Origin of the sequence: Micromonospora andamanensis, assembly GCF_016863495.1 — a bacterium.
Lineage (GTDB): Bacteria > Actinomycetota > Actinomycetes > Mycobacteriales > Micromonosporaceae > Micromonospora > Micromonospora andamanensis.
The window spans coordinates 89,946-113,283 of record NZ_BOOZ01000026.1 but is presented as its reverse complement, the minus strand read 5'-3'; the positions used below and the strand labels follow the sequence as shown (position 1 = coordinate 113,283).

At 70.2% G+C, this 23,338-nt stretch carries 16 protein-coding genes; 10 read left to right on the top strand and 6 right to left on the bottom strand.

The genetic code is table 11. The features are described from left to right. Window positions 1-31: 31 nt before the first annotated feature. The 9 genes from Van01_RS21470 (at window position 32) to Van01_RS21430 (ending at window position 15,925) form a co-directional block, all read left to right on the top strand. A complete protein-coding gene (locus Van01_RS21470) occupies window positions 32-1,405 on the top strand; it encodes a wax ester/triacylglycerol synthase family O-acyltransferase (protein ID WP_204010496.1) in 1,374 nt (457 codons plus the stop codon). 19 nt (window positions 1,406-1,424) lie between these two features. Continuing rightward, window positions 1,425-2,744 (top strand): NDP-hexose 2,3-dehydratase family protein, encoded by a 1,320-nt coding sequence (locus Van01_RS21465; RefSeq protein ID WP_204010494.1) that lies wholly within the window; start codon window positions 1,425-1,427, stop codon window positions 2,742-2,744. Further along, window positions 2,741-3,853 carry a DegT/DnrJ/EryC1/StrS family aminotransferase gene (locus tag Van01_RS21460; RefSeq protein WP_204010492.1) on the top strand — a complete coding sequence of 371 codons (1,113 nt, stop codon included), beginning with the start codon at window positions 2,741-2,743 and terminating at the stop codon, window positions 3,851-3,853. Before Van01_RS21465 ends, Van01_RS21460 begins: the two co-directional genes overlap by 4 nt. Further along, window positions 3,850-4,464 carry a dTDP-4-dehydrorhamnose 3,5-epimerase family protein gene (locus Van01_RS21455; RefSeq protein ID WP_204010490.1) on the top strand — a complete coding sequence of 205 codons (615 nt, stop codon included), beginning with the start codon at window positions 3,850-3,852 and terminating at the stop codon, window positions 4,462-4,464. The genes Van01_RS21460 and Van01_RS21455 overlap by 4 nt, the downstream gene beginning before the upstream one ends. After that, window positions 4,461-5,483, top strand: coding sequence for an NAD-dependent epimerase/dehydratase family protein (locus tag Van01_RS21450; protein ID WP_204010550.1), 1,023 nt, complete (start codon window positions 4,461-4,463; stop codon window positions 5,481-5,483). The genes Van01_RS21455 and Van01_RS21450 overlap by 4 nt, the downstream gene beginning before the upstream one ends. Window positions 5,484-5,520: 37 nt before the next feature. Then, window positions 5,521-6,732 (top strand): class I SAM-dependent methyltransferase, encoded by a 1,212-nt coding sequence (locus Van01_RS21445; protein WP_204010489.1) that lies wholly within the window; start codon window positions 5,521-5,523, stop codon window positions 6,730-6,732. 943 nt (window positions 6,733-7,675) lie between these two features. Continuing rightward, window positions 7,676-8,542 carry an alpha/beta fold hydrolase gene (locus Van01_RS21440; protein ID WP_204010487.1) on the top strand — a complete coding sequence of 289 codons (867 nt, stop codon included), beginning with the start codon at window positions 7,676-7,678 and terminating at the stop codon, window positions 8,540-8,542. A 31-nt stretch (window positions 8,543-8,573) separates the two neighbouring features. Next, window positions 8,574-14,813, top strand: coding sequence for a sulfolipid-1 biosynthesis phthioceranic/hydroxyphthioceranic acid synthase (gene pks2, locus Van01_RS21435; protein ID WP_275410380.1), 6,240 nt, complete (start codon window positions 8,574-8,576; stop codon window positions 14,811-14,813). Further along, window positions 14,810-15,925: an SDR family oxidoreductase gene (locus tag Van01_RS21430; protein WP_204010485.1), complete on the top strand. Its 1,116-nt coding sequence runs from the start codon at window positions 14,810-14,812 to the stop codon at window positions 15,923-15,925. Before pks2 ends, Van01_RS21430 begins: the two co-directional genes overlap by 4 nt. Window positions 15,926-16,084: 159 nt before the next feature. Here the strand turns inward: Van01_RS21430 and Van01_RS21425 are convergent, their stop codons facing one another. From Van01_RS21425 to Van01_RS21405, 5 genes are all read right to left on the bottom strand, one after another. After that, on the bottom strand, window positions 16,085-17,665 hold the full coding sequence (locus Van01_RS21425) for an AMP-binding protein (protein WP_204010475.1): 1,581 nt from the start codon (window positions 17,663-17,665) through the stop codon (window positions 16,085-16,087). Next, window positions 17,662-17,910 carry an acyl carrier protein gene (locus tag Van01_RS21420; protein WP_204010473.1) on the bottom strand — a complete coding sequence of 83 codons (249 nt, stop codon included), beginning with the start codon at window positions 17,908-17,910 and terminating at the stop codon, window positions 17,662-17,664. Before Van01_RS21420 ends, Van01_RS21425 begins: the two co-directional genes overlap by 4 nt. Next, window positions 17,907-18,905 carry a ketoacyl-ACP synthase III family protein gene (locus tag Van01_RS21415; RefSeq protein ID WP_239099211.1) on the bottom strand — a complete coding sequence of 333 codons (999 nt, stop codon included), beginning with the start codon at window positions 18,903-18,905 and terminating at the stop codon, window positions 17,907-17,909. The genes Van01_RS21420 and Van01_RS21415 overlap by 4 nt, the downstream gene beginning before the upstream one ends. A 67-nt stretch (window positions 18,906-18,972) precedes the next feature. Beyond that, a complete protein-coding gene (locus tag Van01_RS21410; protein ID WP_204010469.1) occupies window positions 18,973-20,052 on the bottom strand; it encodes a radical SAM protein in 1,080 nt (359 codons plus the stop codon). A 239-nt stretch (window positions 20,053-20,291) separates the two neighbouring features. Then, window positions 20,292-20,915: a TetR/AcrR family transcriptional regulator C-terminal domain-containing protein gene (locus Van01_RS21405; protein ID WP_204010467.1), complete on the bottom strand. Its 624-nt coding sequence runs from the start codon at window positions 20,913-20,915 to the stop codon at window positions 20,292-20,294. Window positions 20,916-21,041: 126 nt separating this feature from the next. Between Van01_RS21405 and Van01_RS21400 the strand changes: the two genes are divergently transcribed. After that, window positions 21,042-22,478, top strand: a complete 1,437-nt coding sequence (locus tag Van01_RS21400; protein ID WP_204010465.1) for an MFS transporter — start codon at window positions 21,042-21,044, stop codon at window positions 22,476-22,478. 64 nt (window positions 22,479-22,542) lie between these two features. Here Van01_RS21400 and Van01_RS21395 read toward each other — a convergent pair whose 3' ends face one another. Continuing rightward, window positions 22,543-23,313 (bottom strand): alpha/beta fold hydrolase, encoded by a 771-nt coding sequence (locus tag Van01_RS21395; RefSeq protein ID WP_204010463.1) that lies wholly within the window; start codon window positions 23,311-23,313, stop codon window positions 22,543-22,545. Between the last annotated feature and the right edge of the window lie 25 nt (window positions 23,314-23,338).

Here is a 23,338-nt window from a genome sequence, read left to right as displayed (position 1 = left end):
GGCGGTCCGAGATGAAGAGGTGTGGTGCGCAATGACAGAAACAGGCGATACGACCCAGCCGACGCTGGCGATGAACGAGAAGTTCTTCCTCGTCGTCGACTCGGCCACCGTCGGCCAGCACGTGGCGATGCTTGCCGTCTTCTCACCACCGGACGGCGCCGACGCTGACTTCCCCGTCCGGCTGCTGGAACGGCTGAGGAAGATCCGTACCTTCGCGGCACCGTTCAACTACGTGCTGGACCGGCCGGCGCTTCGCAAGATCGCGCCGTCGATGAGCGCGCTCCCCGACGACCAGATCGACCTCGACCGGCACCTGCGGTACCACCGGCTCCCGGCGCCGGGCGGCCAGCGCGAACTGGACGACCTGATCGCCGAGCTGCACTCGCCGCGGCTCGACTTCGGGCGGCCGCTGTGGGAGTACCACCTCATCGACGGGCTGGCGAACGGGCGTTTCGCCACCTACGTCAAGTTCCACCACGCGGTCATGGATGGTGTCGGCTGGAACCAGCGCTTCACCCAGTCGGTGACGCTCGAGCCCGAGGACCAGGAGCTTCGGCCCATCTGGACCATCGGTCCCAACGCGGCCCGGCCGGCCCCGCTGGCTCCGGCGCCGATGAAAGACGTGATGGCCGTGCGGAAGGAGATGAAGCGCAACGCGAAGCGGGCGGTGCCGGAGATCGCCGCGCCCTACCTGGCACCGAAGACCGTCCTCAACGGGCGTCTGACCAGACGACGCCGGGCGACGACCGTGGCCTATCCGCTCGACCGCATCCGGGGCATCGCCAAGACCGCTGGCGTCACGGTCAACGACGTCCTGGTCAGCTCCGTGGCCGGCGGGCTACGCCGCTATCTCGAGGAGCGCGGTGAACTCCCGAGCAAGTCGCTGATCGCCAGTGCCCCGTACAACATCCGACTACCCGGCGACGACGCCACCCTCAACGCCTACAGCACGATCCTCATCACGATGTTCACCGACATCGCGCACCCGGTCGAGCGGCTGAAGGCGGTGGCGCGGTCGAGTGGCTTCGCCAAGCGGGACATCCGCAGCCGTACGCCGGAGGTCGCGGTGATGTACTCGCCGCTGATCGGCGGGACCTGGACGCTCAATCAGATGACCGGGCTGGCGGGACGGACGGCCCCGCCGTTCAGCACCATCGTCTCCTGCATTCCGGGCCCGGACAGCGACCTCTACCTCGGCGGAGCGCACCTGGACGCGATGTTCCCGATCGGGCCGCTCTACCACGGTAGTGGGCTGATCGTCGCGGCCCTGACCATCTCGGGGACCTTCGGCATCGGGTTCCACTGCTGCCCGGACACGGTGCCGGGGATCGAGTCGATCGCCCGGTACACCGCGGCGGCGCTTGACGACCTGGAGTCCACTCTGGCGGTCGGCGCGGGCACCTGATCGGATGACGGGATACGCCATGTTCGACGACATGTCGCAGTTCCACGCCTGGCTCGCCGAGCGGGAACTCGCAAACGAGTACCGCGTCTCCGTCACGTCGCTGGACTCCCTGGACGGCTGGCGCACCGATCCGGAGACCGGGAACATCCACCACCACAGCGGCAGGTTCTTCTCGGTGATCGGCGTCAACGTCGACGCGGACAGCCGTACCCCTGCGGCGTGGTCGCAGCCGATCATCCTGCAACCGGAGATCGGGATTCTCGGCATCCTCGCCAAACGGGTGGACGGCACGACGTACTGCCTGATGCAGGCGAAGATGGAGCCGGGAAACATCAATCTGCTCCAGCTGTCGCCCACGGTCCAGGCCACCCGGAGCAACTTCACCCGGGTCCACGGGGGCAGCGCCGTGCCGTACCTGGAGTACTTCCGCACCCCGCGGCGGGGTCGACCGGTGTTCGACTCGCTCCAGTCGGAGCAGGGGTCGTGGTTTCTCGGCAAGCGCAACCGCAACATGATCGTCGAGGTGGAGGAGGAGGTACCGGTCGGGGAGAACTTCTGTTGGCTCAGCACCGGTCAACTGGCGGAGCTGATGCGGATTCCGAACCTGGTGAACATGGACGCCCGTACGGTGTTGTCGGGGGTCTCCTTCCTCACCGGCGACCGGCACCAGCGCGACGGCGAGGCCCGCCACCCGCTCGGCCACATTCTGAGCTGGTTCACCGAGGTCAAGTCACAGCAACAGCTCAAGCGGTCGATCGTGCCGCTGCGCGAGTTGCCGGACTGGAAACGTTCCAGAGGGACGATCCACCGCCTCGACGGGCGGCACTTCTCGGTCATCGGCGTCGACGTGCGAGCCAGCGACCGCGAGGTACGCAGCTGGTCGCAACCGATGTTCCGGCCGTCCGCCCGTGGCGTGATCGCCTTCCTCGGCCGGCACTTCGACGGCACGTTCCACGTCCTGGTGCACGCGCGGACCGAGGCTGGCACCGCCGACGTCGTCGAGATGGGGCCGACAGTGGCGTGCATCCCGGACAACTACGCCGGCGCGGTGGACGCCGAACGGCCCCGGTACCTCGACGTCGTCCTGGGTGCGTCCCCGTCGCAACTGCTCGTCGACATCCTCCACTCGGAGGAGGGCGGCCGGTTCTACCACGCCGAGAACCGGTATCTCGTCATCGACGTGGGCGAGGACTTCCCGGCGGAACCCCCGTACGGCTACTGCTGGCTGACCGTCGACCAACTGGCCGGCTTCATCCGATACGGCAACCACGTGAACGTCGGTGCGCGCTGCCTGCTCAGCTGTATGACCGACCTCATCTCGCAGGAGGCGACACCATGACATTGCGGGTGTGGGACTACGGCGCCGAGTACGCCAAGGAGAAGAACGACATCCTCGACGCCGTCGAGACCGTGTTCGAATCGGGGCAGCTCATCCTCGGGGCGAGCGTGCGGAACTTCGAGGCCGATTTCGCGGCCTACCACGGGGTGCCCTTCGCCACCGGCGTGGACAACGGCACCAACGCCATCAAGCTGGGCCTGGAGGCGATCGGGGTCGGGCCCGGCGACGAGGTGATCACCGTTTCGAACACCGCGGCACCGACAGTCGTGGCCATCGTCGGCACCGGCGCGACCCCGGTCTTCGTCGACGTGCGCGAGCGCGACTTCCTCATGGACACCGACCAGGTGGCCGACGCTGTCACGGCGCGTACCAAGGCCGTCGTGCCGGTGCACCTCTACGGGCAGTGCGTGGACATGGCACCGCTGCGGCGGTTGGCCGCTGAGCGGGGTCTGCGGATCCTGGAGGACTGCGCGCAGTCGCACGGTGCCCGCCAGCAGGGGCAGCTCGCGGGCACGATGTCCGACGTCGCGGCGTTCTCGTTCTACCCCACGAAGGTGCTCGGAGCCTACGGCGACGGCGGAGCGGTGATCACGTCGGACGCCGACACCAACCGCGATCTCCGGCAGCTGCGCTACTACGGGATGGAGGAGGTCTACTACGTTGTCCGGTCGCCCGGACACAACTCGCGCCTGGACGAACTGCAGGCCGAGATCCTGCGGCGGAAACTTCGCCGACTCGACGCGTACATCGAGGACCGCAACCGGGTCGCCCGCCGCTACGAACGGTACCTCGCCGATGTCGACGGCCTGCTCCTGCCGCGGACCAACCCGGGTAACACCCACGTCTACTACGTCTACGTGGTGCGTCACCCGGCGCGCGACGCGATCCTCGACGCGCTGCGCGCCAAGGGCATCTCGCTGAACATCAGCTACCCCTGGCCGGTCCACACGATGAGCGGCTTCGCGCACTTCGGCTGGGAGCCGGGCATGCTGCCGGTCACCGAGAAGCTGGCCGGAGAGATCTTCTCCCTGCCGATGTACCCGTCGTTGTCCGAGGCCGACCAGGACCGGGTCATCGAGGCGCTGCACGAGGTGGTCCCGACCCTATGACGCCGGCCCGCACGTTCCGCACCTGCGACATCGACAGCGCCGTCGAGTTCACCGCTCCGGTCCACCGCGACGACAGGGGCCAGTTCACGAACGTGTTCCGCGGCTCCGACTTCCGGTCCGCCGTGGACCGTCCGCTGTTCGCCGTACGGGACGTCAGCTTCAACGTCTCCGGCCGGGGGGTGCTCCGCGGCATCCACTACACCGCCGGCCCGCCGGGCCGGGCGAAGTACGTGTACTGCCCGCACGGCCGGGTTCGGGACTACCTCGTCGACCTGCGCGTCGGTTCTCCGACGTACGGTCGCTCGGTCTGCACGGAACTCAGCGGTGACAACGGGCGGGCGTTGTACATCCCGATCGGTGTCGGCCACGCCTTCCTGGCGCTGGAGGACCGTTCGACTGTCGTCTACCTGATGTCGGAGGAGTACGACCCGCTCCGGGAACTCGCGGTCTCGGCGCTGGACCCCGAGCTGGGCCTGTCCGTACCACCGGGCCTTCCGATCGCCAGGTCCGAGCGCGACACGGCCGCGCCCACCCTGGCCGAGGCGCGCGCCGGGGGACTGCTGCCGGAGTACCGGTCCTGCCTTGAGGCGGAGGCGGCGCTGTGGCAATGACAGCGGCCGGCGCACCGACGCCGCACGTCACGGTCCTCGGCGCCACCGGGTTCATCGGGTCGGCGGTGCTGCGGGAACTGGCAGCGCGACCGATTCGGATCCGGGCCGTGTCACGCCGACCCGGTCCGGTGCCTCCGGCCGGGCCCGCCGAGGTCGAGGTGCGGACCCTCGACCTTACCGCGCCCGGCGCGGTGCGGGAGGCGACAGAGGGTACCGATCTGGTCGTCCACGCGGTCGCGCACATCGCCGGAGTGTCGACCTGGCGCGTCGACGCCGGGGACACCGGGGCGGAGCGGGTAACCGTCGGTGTCGCCCGGGACCTTGTCGACACTGCCGCCACCCGTGGCGGCGGCCCGCTGCCTGTCGTGTTCACCGGCACGACCACCCAGGCCGGTCTCACCCGGCACGAGGTGCTCGACGGCAGCGAGCCCGACCGGCCGGCCGGCGAGTACGACCGCCAGAAACTCGCGGCGGAGCGTCTGTTGTTGGCAGCGACCGAACGCGGTGTGCTGGCGGCCACCTCGCTACGGCTGCCGACGGTCTTCGGCTACGGCCCCCACTCGACGGCGCCGGACAAGGGTGTCGTCGCCGTCACGGTCCAGCGGGCCCTGGCGGGCCAGCCGCTGACGATGTGGCACGACGGATCGGTCCGGCGGGACTTCCTCTACGTCGACGACGCCGCCCGTGCGCTTACCGCCGCGGGTGACCACATCGACGAACTGTCCGGCCGTGGCTGGCTCGTCGGCACGGGTGTCGGTACTCCACTCGCCGAGGCCTTCGCCGCGATCGCCGACATCGCGGCGGAACTCACAGGCACGCGCGTCCCGGTGGTCTCCGTCGAGCCACCGGAGTACGCCGAACCCGGCGACTTCCGCAGCGTGACAGTCGATTCCACGGCCTTCCGCACGGTCACCGGCTGGCGCCCCCGGGTCGGCCTGACAGCCGCGCTGCGGCACACGATCGCCCACTGCCAGGGGCAACTCGCTGGCCGGGGCGGTGGACGCCCGGACGAACGATGACCTGCGACAGACACGTCCCACGATCTATGGAGAAGACATGTGCCGAATCTGTGGCGGAGTGGTCAACGAGTTCCTGGACCTCGGCCGGCAGCCGCTGTCCGACGCCTTCGTGGAGCCGGACGAGACCGCCGACGAGTTCTACTACCACCTGCGGGTCGGTGTCTGCGAGTCGTGCTCGATGGTGCAGCAGTTGGCGGAGGTACCGCGGGAACGGATGTTCCACGACTCGTACCCGTACGTCTCCTCGGGGTCGGTCCGGATGCGCGAGCACTTCACCCGCACCGCCCACGATCTCCTCGAATGCGAGTCGACAGGCAGCGACCCGTTCATCGTCGAGATCGGTTCCAACGACGGCACCATGCTGGCCGCCGTTCGCGCGGCCGGCGTACGACACCTGGGGGTCGAGCCGTGCGGCGGGGTCGCCGACGTGGCACGCGCCGCCGGTGTCCGGGTGCGCTCGGCCTTCTTCGAGGAGGCGGTCGGTGCGGAGATAGCCGCGCAGGACGGTCCCGCCAACGTCGTCTTCGCGGCGAACACGATCTGCCACATCCCGTACCTGGATTCGATCTTCCGCGGGATCGACGCCCTGCTGGCGCCGGACGGTGTCTTCGTCTTCGAGGACCCCTACCTGGGTGACGTCATCGAGAAGAACTCCTTCGATCAGATCTACGACGAGCACTTCTACGTGTTCTCGGCGCGGTCGGTGCAGGCGATGGCCCGGCGGTTCGGCTTCGAGCTGGTCGACGTGCGGCGGCTGCCCGTGCACGGCGGGGAGGTGCGGTACACGCTCGCCCGAGCGGGGGCGCGGACCCCGTCGGCAGCGGTGGCCGCCCTCGTCGCCAGCGAAGATGCCCGTGGCCTGGCCGAGCTGTCCACTCTGCACGCGTTCGCGGCCGAGGTCGACCGGATCAGCCGTGACCTCGTCGGTCAGCTCGAGAAACTGCGGGACAGCGGGCTGCGGGTGGCCGGCTACGGCGCCACCGCCAAGAGCGCGACGGTGACGAACTACGCCGGGATCGGGCCCGATCTCGTGCCCTGTGTCTTCGACACGACGCCGGCCAAGCAGGGACGCCTGATGCCCGGTTCACACATCCCGGTACGCCCCGCCGAGGAGTTCGCCGAGTACGGCGCGGACCGGCTCCTGCTGTTCGCGTGGAACCATGCCGAGGAGATCATCGCCAAGGAGAAGGATTTCGCCCGAGGCGGCGGGCGTTGGCTGCTCTACGTACCGGAGGTGCGTCTTCTCTGAGCGGATACGTGCTCAGGCTGCGGAGCGGTGGGACATGGCTCCGTAGCCAGCGGCAGGGGATACCCGACAACCACGTACCGGTGGGAAATTGCGACGCTACCCTTATTGGCGGTGCGGTAGAAGTGCTCCGCCTCGGCGATTTATCGAGGCCATGAACCGGGTGTGACCGGGGTCTCCGACGCGGTGCAGCTGACTGTTGCCCTCCGCCGCGCGATACGGTCCGCTGAATCGCTGCTGATATTTACCTCTGCGAAACGCTTTTGGTAACTTCCTCTCCCGCACGGCAGGCCGGAAACCCCTGGTAGCAGTGCAGGTGGGCGCACTGCCAATCGGTGAGACTGCGGGATATCGCGATACTAGGCATGGTGAATCGCCTCGTTACGGTGTCAGTGACGACCAGCTGGGCGGTGTGCTCTTCATGCCTTTTCGTGTGATCTACATGAACGTGTATGCAGATCTAACCTGTTGCCTTGCTGGTGGCTGCTGGTAGCGTCGAGAACTGTTCCGCTGAAAACCGACAAGTTATGGCGATGGTCCGCGCCGATCTGCTCGGCTCGCGGTTTGTTTTGGGGACGGACTGTGTCGCGTCGATCTGCAACTGCGGATATGCCGTGGGAAGAAGTGGCGGAGACCATCGAGTTCATCTCCGCCTGCTGTTCCGGCCGGACCGCGCCGGGAATTGCCGCACGCTGCGTGCCAAGCCGCGGGCCGGCCGAGAGCGACAGGCGCTTGGGCCGACTGCCGCCGGGTGCCCGACCTCGGCGGGACCGGCTGCGTCGCGGCCATTCTGTCCCCGGCCGAGCGCCCACGGGCCGCCGGCCATCGGGCCGAGTCGAGACGCGGTCGGCCGCCCGCCCACCACACCTGCGGCTCGTCGGCGCCGGCCCCAGCCGGCGCGAGCCAGTACCGCCGGAGTCCAGAGTCGTCACAGGAAGAGGATGAGATGTCGAGTTTCGAGAGTCTGTCCCGGCTGGACCTCTCCTACCCGGAGGATGCCCGGCGCATCCGTACCCGGGCGGACGTGGAGCTCTACTACGAGGTCCGCGGCGAGGGTACGCCGATCACGCTGCTGAACCACTTCCTGATGAGCGCGCCGCTGTGGCGGGTGTTCACCGAGGATCTGGCCAGCAGCTATCGCCTGATCAGCTACGACCTGTGCAACCACGGTGCCTCCTCGCACGTGGCCGAGGAACCGACCTGGGCCGAGCACGTCGACGACCTGGTCGCGTTGCTCGACGCCCTCGAGATCGAGTCGACGTACCTGATCGCGGCGTCGGCCTCCACCGTGCTGGCCCGGGACATGGCGCTGATGCACCCGGACCGGGTCAAGGGCATGGTGCTGGCCGGTCCGGTCTACGGACCCAAGGGCATGCGGCGTCAGCGGCAGTTGCAGCGGGCCTGGCTACGGACCATCGAGAGCCACGGCATCGTGGGCTTCTACGAGCACCTCTACCCGGAGCTGTTCAGCGCCGAGATGAACGAGGCGCTCGGCACCCCCGGCTTCCTCGGCCTGCGCGAGGCCTTCACCGCGGTCACCACCCTCGAAGACCTGGTCAACGGGCTGAACCGGTCGCTCGTCGACGACCACAAGCCGGAGCAGGCGGCAGGCGTCCAGGCACCAACGCTGATCGTGGTCGGCGACGACGATCTGCTGCTGAGCCCGACCGGTGCCCGGGAACTGGCCGAGCAGTTCCCCAACGGCAGCTACGAGATCATGCCGCGCGCCGGTCACCAGCCCTTCCTCGACGACGCCGCGGGATTCCAGGCGATCGTCCGCAAGTTCGTCGACGAGGTGCAAGCGCGCGCCTGAGGCGACAACCACACATTGATGAGGAGGAACCGTGGCGGATCCTGGAGACATCGCGGTGATCGGCATGGCCTGCCGGTTCCCCGGTGGTATCGATTCCCCGGAAAGTCTGTGGAACCTGATCGCAAACGGCGGCGACGCGATCACCGAGATTCCCGCGGACCGATGGGACGCGGATGAGCACTACGACGCCGAGCAGGGAGTGCCGGGCCGTTCGGTGTCGCGCTGGGGCGGCTTCCTGACCGACGCCGGAGGCTTCGACGCGAAGTTCTTCAAGATCGCCGAGCGGGAGGCGCTCGCCACCGACCCGCAGCACCGGGTCCTGCTGGAGACCGCCTGGGAGGCGGTCGAACGATCCGGAACACCGCCGTCCGCGCTCGCCGGCACCCGCACCGGCGTCTTCGTCGGCATCGCCCACGGCGACTACTCGGTCGTCACCCACGGGGTACGGAAGATCCACCCGTACTGGTTCACCGGCACCGCCTTCAGCATGGCCTCCGGGCGGATCTCGTTCGCGCTGGACCTGGCCGGTCCGTCGCTGAGCGTCGACACCGCCTGCTCCTCGGGCCTGACCTCGGTGCGCCAGGCGTGCATGAGCATCCGCTCCGGCGAGAGCGACATGGCCCTGGCCGGTGGCGTCATGCTGATGCTGATCCCGGAGCCCGCGGCCGGCGCGTCCGGGCTCGGCATGCTGTCCCGCAGCGGCAGGTGCCGGCCCTTCGACAGGTCCGCCGACGGCTTCGTCCGGGCGGAGGGCTGCGGCATGGTGTTCCTGAAGCGGGCGACCGACGCGCTGGCCGACGGCGACCACATCCTGGCGGTGATCAAGGGCATCGCGACGAACCAGGACGGTCGCACCGACACCATCACCATGCCGTCACAGGCCGCGCAGGCCGCGGTGCACCGGGCCGCGCTGGCCGACGCCGGGATCACCCCCGAGCAGGTCGGGATGGTGCAGGCGCACGGCACGGGCACGCCGGTCGGTGACCCGATCGAGTTCCGCGCCCTGGCCGAGGTCTACGGCCAGGGCACCGGCCCCTGTGCGGTGACCTCCGTCAAGTCGAACCTCGGTCACACCGAGTCGGCCGCCGGCACCGCCGGGCTGATCGCCACAGTGCTGGCGTTGCAGCATGGTGTCGTACCCGGGACGCTGCACCTCGAAGAACTCAACCCCGAGATCAGCGCGTTGAAGACCCGGCTCTTCGTGCCCGGCAAGTCCACGCCGTGGCCGGACGCCCCCGGGCCCCGGCGAGCGGGCGTCTCCTCGTTCGGCATGTCCGGCACCAACGTCCACGCCGTGGTCGAGGAAGCGCCCCGGACCCGGCCGGTCGCGGACAACCGGTCGCGGCGATCCGCCGCGCAGCTGGTTCCGCTGTCGGCCAGCGCGCCGGAGGAACTGGGCCCGACCGCCGAGCGGATGGCGGACTGGCTGGCCGTCCACGAGGACGTCACCCTCGCCGATCTCGGATACACCCTGGCGCGGCGGCGCGAGCACCGTGCGGTCCGTACCGCCGTGATCGCCTCGGACCGGCCGGAACTGATCGCCGCGCTGCGCGGCGTGGCCGACCAGGTGGCCGAGCGGCCCCCGGCACCGGTGGTCGGTGACGACTCGCGCGGCCCGGTCTGGGTCTTCTCCGGCCAGGGTTCGCAGTGGGCCGGCATGGGTGCCGCGCTCCTGGCGACCGAGCCCGAGTTCGCCGCCATGGTCGCCCGGGTGGAGCCGCTCGTCCAGCGCGAGTCGGGCTTCTCGGTGACGGCCGCGATGACCGACCCGGAGACGGTGACCGGCATCGACCGGGTGCAGCCGACGCTCTTCGCCATGCAGGTAGGGCTCGCCGCAGCCTGGCGTGCGGCGGGCGTGCGACCAGCCGCCGTCATCGGGCACTCGCTGGGCGAGGTGGCGGCCTCCGTGGTGTCCGGTGCGCTCTCCCTCGACGACGGCGTCAAGGTGATCTGCCGTCGGTCCCGGCTGTGCGCCCGACTGGCCGGTGCCGGCGCGATGGCCTCCGTCGAACTTCCCGCCGAGCGCGTCGAGCAGGAACTGGCCGCCTACGACGACGTCGTGGTGTCGGTCGTCGCCTCACCGGAGTCCACGGTGATCGGTGGCGCCACCGACCGGGTCCGTGAACTGATCGCGGGGTGGGAGAGCCGGGGCGTGATGGCACGCGAGGTCGCCGTCGACGTCGCCTCGCATTCGCCGCAGGTCGACCCGATCCTGGCCGAGCTGGCCGAAGTCCTCGCCGACCTCACGCCGGCCGCCGGGACGGTGCCCGTCTACGGCACCGCGCTTGACGACCCGCACACGCAGCCGGTCCCCGACGCCGCCTACTGGGTCGACAACCTGCGCCAGCCGGTAAGGTTCGGCGCCGCGGTGCTGGCCGCGCTCGAGGACGGTCACCGCGTCTTCCTGGAGCTCTCCCCGCACCCGCTGCTCACCCGAGCGGTGGAACAGTGCGCCCGGTCGTCCGGGCTGCCCGCAGCCGCCCTGCCGAGTATGCGGCGCGGCCAGGAGACCCCTTACGGCCTGCTCACCAGCCTGATCGAGGTGCATGCGGCCGGTGGCGGGGTCGACTTCTCGCTGCTGCATCCGGACGGTGACCTCGTCGAGGCGCCACTGCCGACCTGGGCACGCCAGCACTTGCTGGTCCGGTCCGACCAGTCTCCGCCAGCACACACGGTACGGGTGCATCCGCTGCTCGGCGCGCATGTCCGGCTCGATGAGAGCCCGGAGCGGCACGCCTGGCAGTCCGACGTCGGCACGGCGGTGCTGCCGTGGCTCGTCGACCACCGGGTTGGTGACGTTGCCGCCTACCCCGGCTCGGCGCACTGCGAGGCGGCGCTCAGCGCGGCCGGAGAGGTCTTCGGTGGCGGCGGCGAGGTGCACGGGTTGCGCTTCGAACGCATGCTGCTGCTCAGCGACCATGACGAGGTCACCGCGTCCGCCACGGTGACCGCGCCGGGCCAGGCCCGGTGGGAGGCGACCACGTCGGACAACGGCGAACGGGTCCGGCTGGCCTCCGCCACGCTGCACCCGTCGGCGGACGTCGCCGAACCCGAGCCGATCGACATCGACCTGCTCCTCGACGAGCATTCCGATCCGCTGCCGGGGGACGAGCTGCGGCGGATCGTCGGTGAGCGGGGCATCCAACCCGGACCGGCGTTCGCCGGTGTCACCACGGTCCACCGCCTGCCGGGCACGGACGGCCGGACCGTGCTCGGTGAGGTCGAGCTGCCGTCCGCGCTGCGCAGCGGAAACGACGGTTTCGGTATCCACCCGGCGCTGCTGGACGCCTGCTTCCAGTGCGTGATCGCGATGCCCGCGGTGGCGCAGGAGGTGGCGGACGGCGGCCTGATGGTCCCGCTGGAGGTGGGACGGATCCGCCAGTGGGCACCGTCCGCCGCCGCACGGTACTGCCATCTGCGACTGGTGTCCCACGACAGCACCCGGGTGGTCGCTGACATCCAGCTGACCGATCGCTACGGCGCTGTCCTGTTGACCGTGGAGGGCCTGGTCATGGGCACCAGCGGCAGCGACGAGGAGAGTGCCGGGCAGATCCTGGCCGAGCGGCTGCTCACCGTGGGCTGGCACCGCAGCGAGCCGCCGCGACCCGCCGAGAGCCGGTCCGACGACTCGTGGCTGATCCTCGCGCCGGACGCGGCGGTCTGCGAGCCGGGCGAGCTCGCCACGGCCCTGCGCGGGCAGGGCGGCAAGGCCGAAGTCCGTCCGTGGGCGTCCGCCGGCACTGCGCCCCTCGTGCCGGAGGGCACCTGGCGTGGCGTCGTGCTGCTCTGCCCACGACCGGCTGGACCTGCCGATGAGGACGGCATCGCCCGCGGCCGCGACCTGGTGCAGGCGGTTGTCGGGGTCGCGCAGGAACTCGCCGCGTTCGGTGGCACACCGCCCCGGCTCTACGCGGTCACCCAGTCCGCACAGCAGGTCATGACCGGCGACGTGGTCAACCTCGAACACGCCGGGGTGCGCGGCCTGCTGCGCGTGATCGGCGCCGAGTTCCCCGACGTCCGGGCCACCCAGATCGACGTCGACGAGGCGGTGGTCGAGGCACTCGCCGCCGAACTCGCCGCCGACAGCCCCGAGGACGAGACCGCCTGGCGCGCCGGGCACCACTACACCGCCCGGCTCGAGCGGGCCCCGCTCGCCGCCGGGGAACGGCACCGGACGGTCACCGACCCCGACGCCGACGGTTTCCGGCTGGAGATCCGCCACCCGGGCGACTTGGACTCGTTGGAGCTGGCCGTCGTCCCGCGCCGTAGCCCCGGCCCGGGCGAGATCGAGATCGCGATCGGCGCCGGCGGCATCAACTTCGTCGATGTGCTGGTGGCGCACGGCAACGGCTTCAGCTACGAGGGGGAGATTCCCGGCTTGGGCGTGGACTGTGCGGGGACCGTGGTCCGGGTCGGCGACGAGGTCACCGGGTTCGCGATCGGCGATCGGGTGATGACCGCCGTCGGTGTCACCGACGGCGCGTGGGGGAGCCACGTCACTGTCGACGCCCGGCTCGCCGCCCCGCTGCCGGCCGGGCTGAGCGTCGAGGAGGGGGCGGCGACCCCGGCGGTCTACGCCACCGCCTGGTACGCCCTGCACGAGCTGGCCCGGATGCGGCCCGGCGAGCGCGTCCTGATCCACTCGGCCACCGGCGGCACCGGGCAGGCCGCGGTTGCCATCGCCCGCCGGATCGGCGCGGAGATCTTCGCGACCGCCGGCAGTGCGGACCGCCGGGAATGGCTGCGCTCGACAGGTGTCACGCACGTCTACGACTCCCGCAGCCTGGAGTTCGCCGACCGGATCCGCGAGGACACCGGCGGTGCGGGTGTCGATGTGGTGCTGAACTCGCTCACCGGTGCGGCGCAGCGGGCGAGCCTGGACCTGCTGACCTTCGGCGGCCGGTTCGTCGAGATCGGCAAACGGGACATCTACGGCGACTCCCGGCTGGACCTTGCCCCGTTCCGGCGCAACCTGGCCTTCTACAGCGTGGATCTGGAGCTGATGGCAGGTGTTGATCCGGGACTGCTCGGTCGGCTGCTCCGCGAGGTGGCGGAGCTGATGAGCCGTGGCGAGCTGCCGGCGCCGATGGTCACCGCGTTTCCGCTGAGTGAGGCGGCGACCGCGATCCGGACGATGGCCGCGGCCCAGCACACCGGCAAGTTCGTGCTCACCACAGCTGTCGAGCCCGGTACGCCTGTGGTGGTGCCGCCGGCCCGGTTCTCGGCGTTCCGCGCCGACGGCGCGTACCTCGTCACCGGCGGACTGGGGGGCCTCGGCCTGCGGCTGGCCCGGCACCTCGCCGAGGCGGGCTGCGGCCGGATCGTGCTGAACTCGCGCTCCGCGCCGAACGCCGAGGGGACCGCCGCGATCGCCGCGCTACGTGAGGCGGGGGCCGACGTGCAGGTGGAACTCGGCGACATCGCGGATCCGGGCACCGCGGTACGGCTGGCCGCCGCCGCCCGGGCCACCGGACTGCCCCTGCGTGGGGTGCTGCACGCCGCGGCGGTGGTCGAGGACGCCACAGTGCCGAGCATCACCGCCGAGTTGGTGCACCGGGACTGGGTGCCCAAGACGTACGGGGCCTGGCATCTGCACCACGCCACGATCGATGACGACCTGGACTGGTTCTGCTGCTTCTCGTCGGCCGCCGCGCTGCTCGGGTCCCCGGGTCAGGGCGCCTACGCCGCCGCGAACAGCTGGCTGGACGGGTTCGCGCACTGGCGGCGTGCGCAGGGGTTGCCGGTGACCGCGATCGCCTGGGGTGCCTGGGCCGAGATCGGCCGCGGCGCGGTGCTCGGCGAATCCGGTGACACCACGATGATCACGCCTGACGAGGGGGTCCGCGCCTTCGACACCCTGCTGCGGCACACCAGGACCTTCACCGGGTACGTCCCGCAGTCCCGGGCGCCGTGGTTGACCTCACTCGCCCGTCGCAGCCCGTTCGCGGCGGCGTTCCAGGACAGCCAGCCAGCGCAGTCGCAGGCGTCGGCGCTGCTCAGCGAAGTGCGGGCACTGCCGGCCGGTGAGCGGGTCGGCTGGCTGAGCAGGTTCCTGGCCCGGGAGGCCGGCGCGATCGTCCGCGGGACTGTCGACCCCGGCCGGCCGTTCAACGACTACGGTCTGGACTCGCTCGGCAATCTGGAGCTGCGGACCCGGGTCGAGACCAGCCTGGGTATCCGGGTCGCCCCCAAGGCGATCGCCACCAACAACTCGGCCCGGGCGCTGGCCCAGCACCTGGCCGAGCTGCTCGGCGAGCAGGAGGCGCGGTGACGGCGATCCTGTTGACGGGGGTGACGGGGTCCCTCGGCGGCCATCTCGCCGCGGCCCTGCTCGCCCAGCCACACCCGGTGATCTACTGCCTGGTCCGTGCGACCGGACCGGCGGCGGCCGATCGCCGGCTGCGGGAGCGGATGGCCGAGGTCGGCGTGGACGATCCGCAGCGTCTGATCGCGGTGCCGGCCGACCTGGATCGTCCCGGTCTCGGCCTGCCGCCGAAGGTCTGGAACGACCTGGCCGAACGGGTCTCGCGGATCTATCACAGCGCCGCGTCCGTGCACATGACGGCGCCGTACCACGATCTGGCGCCGTCGAATGTCGGCGGCACCAGGGCGCTCGTGGAACTGGCCACGGCGGCTGGCCGGCCGGTCGGCTTCCACTTCGTCTCCACGATCGCGGTGTTCGCCGATGCGGCCCGGGCCGGACTGTCCCGGGTGGACGAGACGACCCCACCGTCGATGGCGACGTCAGGGCACCTCGGCTACCCGCGATCGAAGGTGGCCGCCGAACGGGTCGTCGCCCGGGCCGCCGAGCGTGGCGTGACGGCCACGATCTACCGGCCGGGTCTGGTGACCGGGCATTCCGGCACCGGTGGCACCTCCACGTCCGACCTGCTCATGCCGCTGCTGAGGGCGGCCGTCGCGGTCGGGGCGGTACCCGAGCGGGTCGAGGCGGTGCCGATGGACGCTGTCGATCAGGTCGCCGGCAACCTGGCCCGGCTGTCCGCCGGGCCGTCGGCCGCCGGGCGGGCGTATCACCTGGTGAAGCCGCAGCCGGTGGCGCTCACCCACGGATTCGACGCGCTGCGCCGGGCGGGGTATCCGCTGGACTCCCTGCCCGGCCCGGTCTGGTGGGAACGGGCGACCGAACGGGCCACCCATCCGGACGTGGCACCGCTGATTCAGATGGGGAAGATCGGGCGGCGGATGCTGGGCCTGGAGCCGGCGTATCCGATGCCGGAGATCAGCGCGGAGCACACCTGGGCGGCCCTGCGCGCTGCGGCGCCGGCGCCGCCGTCGGTGCCGCTGGACGACGCGTTCTTCGACCGTCTCATCGCGCACGGCTTCAGCCAGTCGGTCCGGGAGCGGCCGATCCTGGCCCGCTGAGAACCCCTGGGAACCAGGCCCCGTGCGTCTCGCGGGGCCTGGTTCCGCTTCCGGGATCCGTACCGGCGGGGACCACTGTGCCCAGGTTCTGTCGTCGAACGCCGCGACAGCCTCAGGCGCCCCACTGTTGTGGAGCGCCTGAGGTGGTGATGCAGAGGATCAGCTCGTGGTGGTCAGCGAGGCGGCCTGCGCCACGAGCGCCTTCCGGTCGATCTTGCCGTTGAGGCTCAGCGGGAGCTTCGCCACGTGCACCAGGAAACGCGGGGTCATGTACGTGGGCAGCCGCCCCGCCAGGAAGTCCCGCAACTCCGGATCGGAGACGGCCTCCCCGGTGAAGAACCCGGCCAGCTCCACGATGCCGTCGTCGGCCGGGCACGGCACCACGGCGGCCTCCTCCAGGCCAGGGTGCGCCCGCAGGGCCGCCTCGATGTCACCCGGCTCGATCCGGTAGCCGTGCACCTTCACCTGGTTGTCGACACGTCCCAGGTAGACGGCCACCGCGTCGTCGAACCGGACCCGGTCACCGGTGCGGTACCAGTGCCGCTCGTCCGGTCGTCCGGGACCGTCGTGGGTGCCGAGGAGCTCACCGTCCCACAGCACGAACCGGCCACGGTTGTGCGCGGGATCCAGATAGCCGTCGAACCGCTGCGGGCCACGGACCAGCAGCTCACCCTCGTCGGCGGCGGTGCCGTCATCGTCGAGCACCACGTGCTCGACTGTGGGGTAGACCCGTCCGATCGGGAAGGTGCCGTTCGGGGTGGCCGGCGGGTCGGCCGGATCGTGGGGCAGCAGGTGGGTCAGGCAGGTCACCGTCGCCTCGCTGGGTCCGTACACGTTGGCCACCGCGCTGTTCGGTGCGGCCTCCCGCCAGGCCCGCACGTGCTCGGGCGTCAGCGCCTCACCGCCGAAGATGCTCCACCGCAGGTCCGGCAGCCCGCCGGTGGTCAGGTCGCCCAGCCACCTGGCCATGGTGACCGACGCCGGCGTCGAGACCCAGTGCGTGATGCCCTGACCGGCGATGAACCTCGACGGGGCGAGCAGGTCCGTCTTCGTCGGCACCACCACCGCCCCACCGGACGCCCACGCGGTCCACAGCGGGATCATCGACATGTCCCAGGACAGGTCGGCGGTCTGGGCGACCCGGGCACTGGCGCGGTCGGCGAACATCGGCGCGAAGTGCCCGACCCAGGCGGCGAAGTTGCGGTGCCGGATCGGCACGCCCTTCGGGCTGCCTGTCGACCCGGACGTGAAGATGATGTACGCCAGGTCATCGACGTCCGGGGTGCCGGCCTCGGCGGACGGGCCGCCACCGGTGAAGGTGGCGGCGTCGTCCGGCATCGACAGCAGCCGGACGCCGGTGGCGGCCCGCACCTGCGCGGCGAGTTCCCGCTCGGCGTCGGCGTGCACCAGCACGTCCAGCCCGGCCAGCCGCGCGATCTCCGCGTTGCGGACCGCCGGGAACTCGGTGTTGAGACAGATCACCGTGTCACCCAGCCGCAGGCTGGCCAGGTAGGCGACGTAGGTGGCCGCCACCGTCCGGGAGGCGAGGACACCGATCCGGCGCGGGGGACGCCCGGTCCGGTCTCCTGCCGTCCCGGCGATGGCGGCGGCGGCCCGACCCGCGGCCGCATCGAGCGAGGCGTACGTGAAGTCGGCACCGGCCACGCTCAGGGCGGTGCGGGTGGGGTGGGCGCGGACGGTGGCGCCGAACCACTCGTACATCGTCGGAATCGTGCTCACGGGTCACGCCTACCGTCGGCCTGCTCGGCGAACACCGTGTAGATGCCGCGTACCGTGCGCTCCTCGAAGAGCGTGCCTACCTCCGGACGGCGGCCGGCGTGCTGCTCCATCGCCACGAACAGCCGCACCCGGTGCAGCGACCGCCAGTTCACCTCCTGATCGAAGCTGTGCTCCAGATCCGGATCGGCCAGTGGCAGCCGCAGTTCGTCGCGGACGATGCGGATGAACTCGGCCTGCCCGATCACTCCGAGAGCTCCGCGGTGATCTCGAGAACCGCGGCGCTGAACATGAAGCCGGTGCCCGAGCCGGCGAGCACGACCCGGTCGCCGGGCTTGGCCTTCCGGGTCTCCAGCAGGTGGGTCAGCCCGGCGAACTGGTCGCCCGCGCCCAGGTGCCCACAGCGGCGGCCCCAGTCCCAGGTGGTACGGGAGATGTCCACACCGAACGCCTTGCGCGCGTCCCAGTCGGTAAGGGCCAGCCCCTGGTTCGGGAAGATCCACCAGGCGACGTCCGCGGGCTCCAACCCGGCCTCGGTCAGCGCCTGCTCGATGACAAGCATCTCCTTCTGCTGCAGCGCCTGCACCATGGGGACGTAGATCTCGGGGCCCTTCTCGGCCAGATAGGCGTGCACCCGGGCGTTGATGTTCACCGGCCAGCCGTTCCCGCCGCTCACGTCGCTCCACGGCTCCGCGCCGATCTGGATGTCGCCGTAGGTGGTGTCGCCGGTGGTCGCGCTGCTCACCAGCCGGGCGACTCCTGAGGACCGGCAGAGCAGCAGCGCGGTGCCGCCGTCGCCGAAGAGCATCCCGGAGGCGGTGGCGTAGCGGTTGTAGCCGGGCTCCACGAACCGGTCGGCGGTGGTGAGCAGCGCCGCGGAGGTGTCCGGTCGGGCAGTCAGGTAACCCGCCGCCAGCTCCAGGGCGGCCATGCCGCCGTTCGACGCCTGGCGCACTTCCATGGCGAAGCCGTCGCCGCGGACGGTGCGGCCCTGGACGTACGCGGCCGGTGCGAAGTCGTCCAGGCCCTGGTGCGCGATGTAGGAGTGGATCACCAGGTCGACCTGCGAGGCCCGGTCACCGGCACGGGCCACCGCCGCTTCCGCCGCTCGCACCGCCAGGTCGATAGTGGGTCCCTCGTCGTCCACCCGGGTGGCGAGGAAGCCGCTCGCCTCATTCTCCTTCGCCGGGTAACGCCCGTCGGCCACGGCGCTCTCGGTGGTCTCCTCGCGGCCCAGAGTCATTGCCACGGACCCGATGTAAAGGTCATTCCAAAGCACTGTGCGCCTCCCCTTGTGTCGAAATTCGAGGTCAGTCCTCGCCGTCGTTGTAGAGCACGTCGAGCGTTCCGGCGGAGTTGACAGTGGCCGTGGCCGGCAGCCGGTAGGAAGGGCTCCAACGCAGCCGATCCTCGAGCCGGTACGACGTCCGGAGCGTCAGCTTCCGGCCGTTCTTCGCGACGATGCTGCCCTCGTAGGGGGTGACCTTTCCGATGTCGGTCATCACGGTGAACATCGGTTTCGCCAGGCCGCTGAGATACCCGCTGCCAGAGATTTCCGAGGCGAGCCGCAGCCCTTTCGCCACGGTCGTACGGAACTCGTCCGTGCCCACCATCGGAACTGCGTGGAAGAGGTAGTGCGGGATGAACCGCAGGGTCCGCTGCCGGTCGTAGAGTTCGATGAGCGTCTCGGCCGCGTCGTTGACGCCCTTGAGCAGGACGTTCTGGCTGTAGAGACGCACGCCCCGCTGCTGCAGGGCGCCGAACACCTCGACCGCCTCCGGCTGCAACTCGAACGGATGGTTGACCTGTACACCGATCTCGAACTGGAAACGGTCGGCGAACTCCTCGAACACCCGGTAGGTGTCCGCGGTGAACGCGCCCGGGTTCTGCACCGGCAGCCGGGTGCCCATCCGGACGGTGATGATGTTCTCCGCGCTGGTGGCCACCGCGGACAGCAGCTCGTTGAGCTTGCGCGGCGAGATCAGGGGGTCGCCGCCGGTGATCAGGATCTCGCGCAGGTCCTCGTCACGCTTCAGGAAGTCCGCGATGGCGCCGATCTGGTCAGTGCCCAAGGTGTGCGGGTCGTAGAGACCGCGGACGCAGAACACGCACTCGCTGGCACAGGCGGAGAGCATGTCGATGACGACGACCCGCCGGTAGAGGCGCTCCAGGCCCTTGGGAAAGTCGCTCGACATGAGCGCGTCGAAGTGCCGCGTGTTGTTGCCGAAACTCGGGCCGGTAGACGGCATCCGAAAATACTGGTTGTAGATCCCGCGATAGGCGCCGGAATCCTCCCCGTGCTGCTTTTTCGCGCGCTCCAGCAGCTCCTGCGTGTACTTGTGGACCCGAGGCTTCTGTGTTTCGGTGATTACTCGGAGAAGTCCAGCCATGGTCGGTCATCCCTTACCCTAATGATGCCAACGGAAAAGCGCTTGGCATGCCGCATCAAGGACTGGTATCCGCCTGCGAGATCACGGGATCAAGTACTGCCTTCGCGGTCGGTCACGAATATCCCGCCGAACGTTTCCGGATCGCCGGAACGCTTCCGAGGTTACCAACCGCGATCCGGGCCGCAACCGACGTTCTTCATGAATGGATGTGAATTTCGCATCCGTGGTGAGGGCGGATCTCAGCTTCCGCCCCGGTCGATCTGTTGGGCGATGCCGTCGATGAAGACCTGCAGGCCGTACCGGAACCGTTCCCCGGGATCGGCGCCGGTGAGCGCGGCCAGCGCGGCCGAGTAGTGCGTCGACATGTCGGCGTCGAGCTTCTCGATGCGTTGACGCCAGTTGTCACCCGCCGGCAGTTCGGCCAGCGCCTGCTCCTCGATCACGTGTCCAAGCACGTAGTAGAAGAGGGCGAAGGCGAGCCACCCGGCCTGGGCCGGCGCCAGGCCGGCGGTGCAGAGTGCGGTGATCGCGCGGTCGGCGCCACGCATCGTGTTCAGGCCGGGAGCGAAGGTGCCGCCCACCACCCGGGCGCCGTCCCGGTGCGCCAGCATCGCCGACCGCATCCGGTCGCCGAGGACGTGCAGCTGCCGGCGCCAGTCGGCCTCCGGCAGCGGATCGCCGAGCCCATCGACGATCCGGTCCGCCAGGGCATCGAGTAGCGCCTCCTTGTTCGGGAAATGCCGGTAGAGGGCGCTGCCCTGGACATTGAGCGCGGCGCCGAGCCGGCGCATCGTCAGCCCGTCGAGCCCCTCGGCGTCCAGCAGCTTCAACGCGCCGTCGACCACGTCAGCCTTGCGCAGCACCCGTCGCTCCTCTGGTTTGACAACGACTTGCGGTCATTCCTAGCATCAACACCGTTCACCGTGAACGGTGTTAACGTCGGTCTCATCCAGTTCCCGTGCGTGATTCTGGACCAGTGAGGAGATCACATGCTCGACTCCCGAACCGGCCTGGCACCCCGCGGCGTCGTGCGGCCCCACCTGCCGCTCGGCGTCGTCGTGGCGATCTCCTGCCTGGCCCAGTTCACAGTCGTGCTCGACGCCACAATCGTCACGCTCGCGCTGCCCGACATGCGTGCCAGCCTCGACATGTCGGCCAGCCAGCAGCAGTGGGTGGTAAGTGGATACCTCATCGCCTTCGGCGGTTTCCTGCTGCTGGCGGCCCGGGCCGGTGACCTGTTCGGTTACCGGCGGGTCTTCCTGGCCGGCGCGGTGATCTTCACCCTGGCCAGCCTCGCCGGTGGACTCGCCACCAGCCCCTGGATGCTCCTGGTGGCCCGCGTCTTCCAGGGCCTCGGCGCTGCGGCTCTGTCACCCACCAGCCTCAACCTGATCACCGCCAGCCACAGCGACGAGGACCGTCGCGAGCGAGCCGTCACGCTGTGGAGCCTGATGGGCGCCCTCTCCAGCGTCGCCGGGCTCATCCTCGGCGGCGTCCTGACCGCCGGCCTGAGCTGGCACTGGGTCATGTTCGTGAACGTCCCGCCCGGCCTCATCCTGCTCGTCGCCGGCCTGCTCTGGCTGCTGCCTGACCGCGACACCGGCGAGCGCCGCCGCCTGGACCTCCCGGGTGCGCTCACGGCCACCCTCGGCATCGGTGCCCTGACCTACGGCTTCTCCGAGGTTGCCACCGACGGCTGGACCGAGACGAACGTGCTGGTCGCCCTGATCGCCGCCGCCGTGCTCCTGATCGGCTTCGTGGCCGTGGAGGCGAAGAGCCGTCATCCGCTGATCCCGCTGACCATCTTCCGCCTCCGCACCGTCAGCATCGGAAACTTCCTGATCTTCTGCATGGGTGTCACGATGACGGCCGGCATGGTCCTGCTCTCCCTGTACTTCCAGGAGGCGCTCGACTACGACCCGTTCACCACGGGCCTTTCGCTGCTCCCGATGTCCGCCATCGTGATCGCCGGCGGTCTCGGCGCCCGCCAGCTCCTGCCCAGGGTCGGCACCCGACCGCTCCTGCTCGCCGGCGGTCTCGTCACGACCGTGGGCCTGCTCTGGATGACCAGGATGCCGGCGGAGCCGGCCTACCTGACCCACGTCCTGGGTCCTACCCTGGTGACCGGCCTCGGCATGAGCCTGCTGCTGCCCGCGGCGACGGTAACCAGCACCACCGGTGTGGCACCCGGTGATGACGGCGCCGCGTCCGGCCTGCTCAACACCTCGCGTCAGATCGGCGGGGCGGTCGGCCTGGCCGTCCTGGTCACCATCGCCACCACGACGACCGAGCGGGCCCTGCCTGACACGACGCCAGTCAAGGCCATCGTGGACGGATTCCACACCGCCTTCCTGGCCAATGCCGCCGTGATGCTGGCGGCCACCCTCGTGGCACTGGCTCTGCCGAGGTCCGGGCGACAGTCCTGACACCGGGTGCCAGCCGGCCGCGAGTCCGACGTGGGCACGTCCCCTGCGGCAGCCGACGGGCCACCTACCGAGAGTGGGCATCGTCGAAGGCGATCAGCCGTCCGACGAACCAGGCGGGGTCGGCCAGGTGTGGGTAGTGGGTGGCGATCGGCGCTGATTCGACGACCGCGCCGGCCATCCGGCCGCGCAGCCAGGCCGGGTAGTCGTCCGCGACGGGTAGGCCGTGCACGGACAGGTAGGGAGTGGGCTGCCGGATCGCCATCACGCGCTCCATGAACGCCGTCAGCTCGCCCGGATCGAGGTCCAGCAGGGGAGCCCACGCGCCGAGCAGCACGTCCTGGCGCACCTTCCGCCGCGCGCCGAGGTCGGCGGCGACGGCGGGATCCAGCTGCCCGTACATCCGGGCGAAGGCCGAGGCCAGGAATTCCTCGAAGCCCGGACCGCGTACGGCCCGGGCCGTCGACGCCGGCAGGGGTGACACGTCGAGCGTCTGGTCGACGTTCACCACCCCCCGCACCGGGAAGCGAGCGGCGTAGGCGGTGGCCACCACCGCGCCGTAGGAATGCCCCACGACCAGCGGGCGCTCGTCCAGACCCAGGTCGCGGACGAGTTTGTGCACGTCACCGGCCAAGGTCAGCGGGTCGTACGGCGCTACGCGCGGGGAATCCCCGTGGCCCCGGAGGTCGACCCGGACGGTCCGGAAGTGGGTGGCCAGCGGCACCCGATCCCAGAAATGACGGTCCTCGGTCATCCCGTGGACGGCGAGGAGCAGGGGACCGGTCCCGCCGACGTCATGGGCGAGCGGGACGGTCGGCAGCGTTGTCGAGGTCACCATCCAACTGTCCGCACCGGTCGGTGTC

What these genes read in the sequence shown, in the direction of transcription:
- Van01_RS21470 (WP_204010496.1), top strand. Translation starts at nt 32, where the DNA reads ATGACAGAAACAGGCGATACGACCCAGCCGACGCTGGCGATGAACGAG.
- Van01_RS21465 (WP_204010494.1), top strand. Translation starts at nt 1,425, where the DNA reads ATGTTCGACGACATGTCGCAGTTCCACGCCTGGCTCGCCGAGCGGGAA.
- Van01_RS21460 (WP_204010492.1), top strand. Translation starts at nt 2,741, where the DNA reads ATGACATTGCGGGTGTGGGACTACGGCGCCGAGTACGCCAAGGAGAAG.
- Van01_RS21455 (WP_204010490.1), top strand. Translation starts at nt 3,850, where the DNA reads ATGACGCCGGCCCGCACGTTCCGCACCTGCGACATCGACAGCGCCGTC.
- Van01_RS21450 (WP_204010550.1), top strand. Translation starts at nt 4,461, where the DNA reads ATGACAGCGGCCGGCGCACCGACGCCGCACGTCACGGTCCTCGGCGCC.
- Van01_RS21445 (WP_204010489.1), top strand. Translation starts at nt 5,521, where the DNA reads ATGTGCCGAATCTGTGGCGGAGTGGTCAACGAGTTCCTGGACCTCGGC.
- Van01_RS21440 (WP_204010487.1), top strand. Translation starts at nt 7,676, where the DNA reads ATGTCGAGTTTCGAGAGTCTGTCCCGGCTGGACCTCTCCTACCCGGAG.
- Van01_RS21415 (WP_239099211.1), bottom strand. Translation starts at nt 18,905, where the DNA reads ATGACTCTGGGCCGCGAGGAGACCACCGAGAGCGCCGTGGCCGACGGG.
- Van01_RS21410 (WP_204010469.1), bottom strand. Translation starts at nt 20,052, where the DNA reads ATGGCTGGACTTCTCCGAGTAATCACCGAAACACAGAAGCCTCGGGTC.
- Van01_RS21400 (WP_204010465.1), top strand. Translation starts at nt 21,042, where the DNA reads ATGCTCGACTCCCGAACCGGCCTGGCACCCCGCGGCGTCGTGCGGCCC.
- Van01_RS21395 (WP_204010463.1), bottom strand. Translation starts at nt 23,313, where the DNA reads ATGGTGACCTCGACAACGCTGCCGACCGTCCCGCTCGCCCATGACGTC.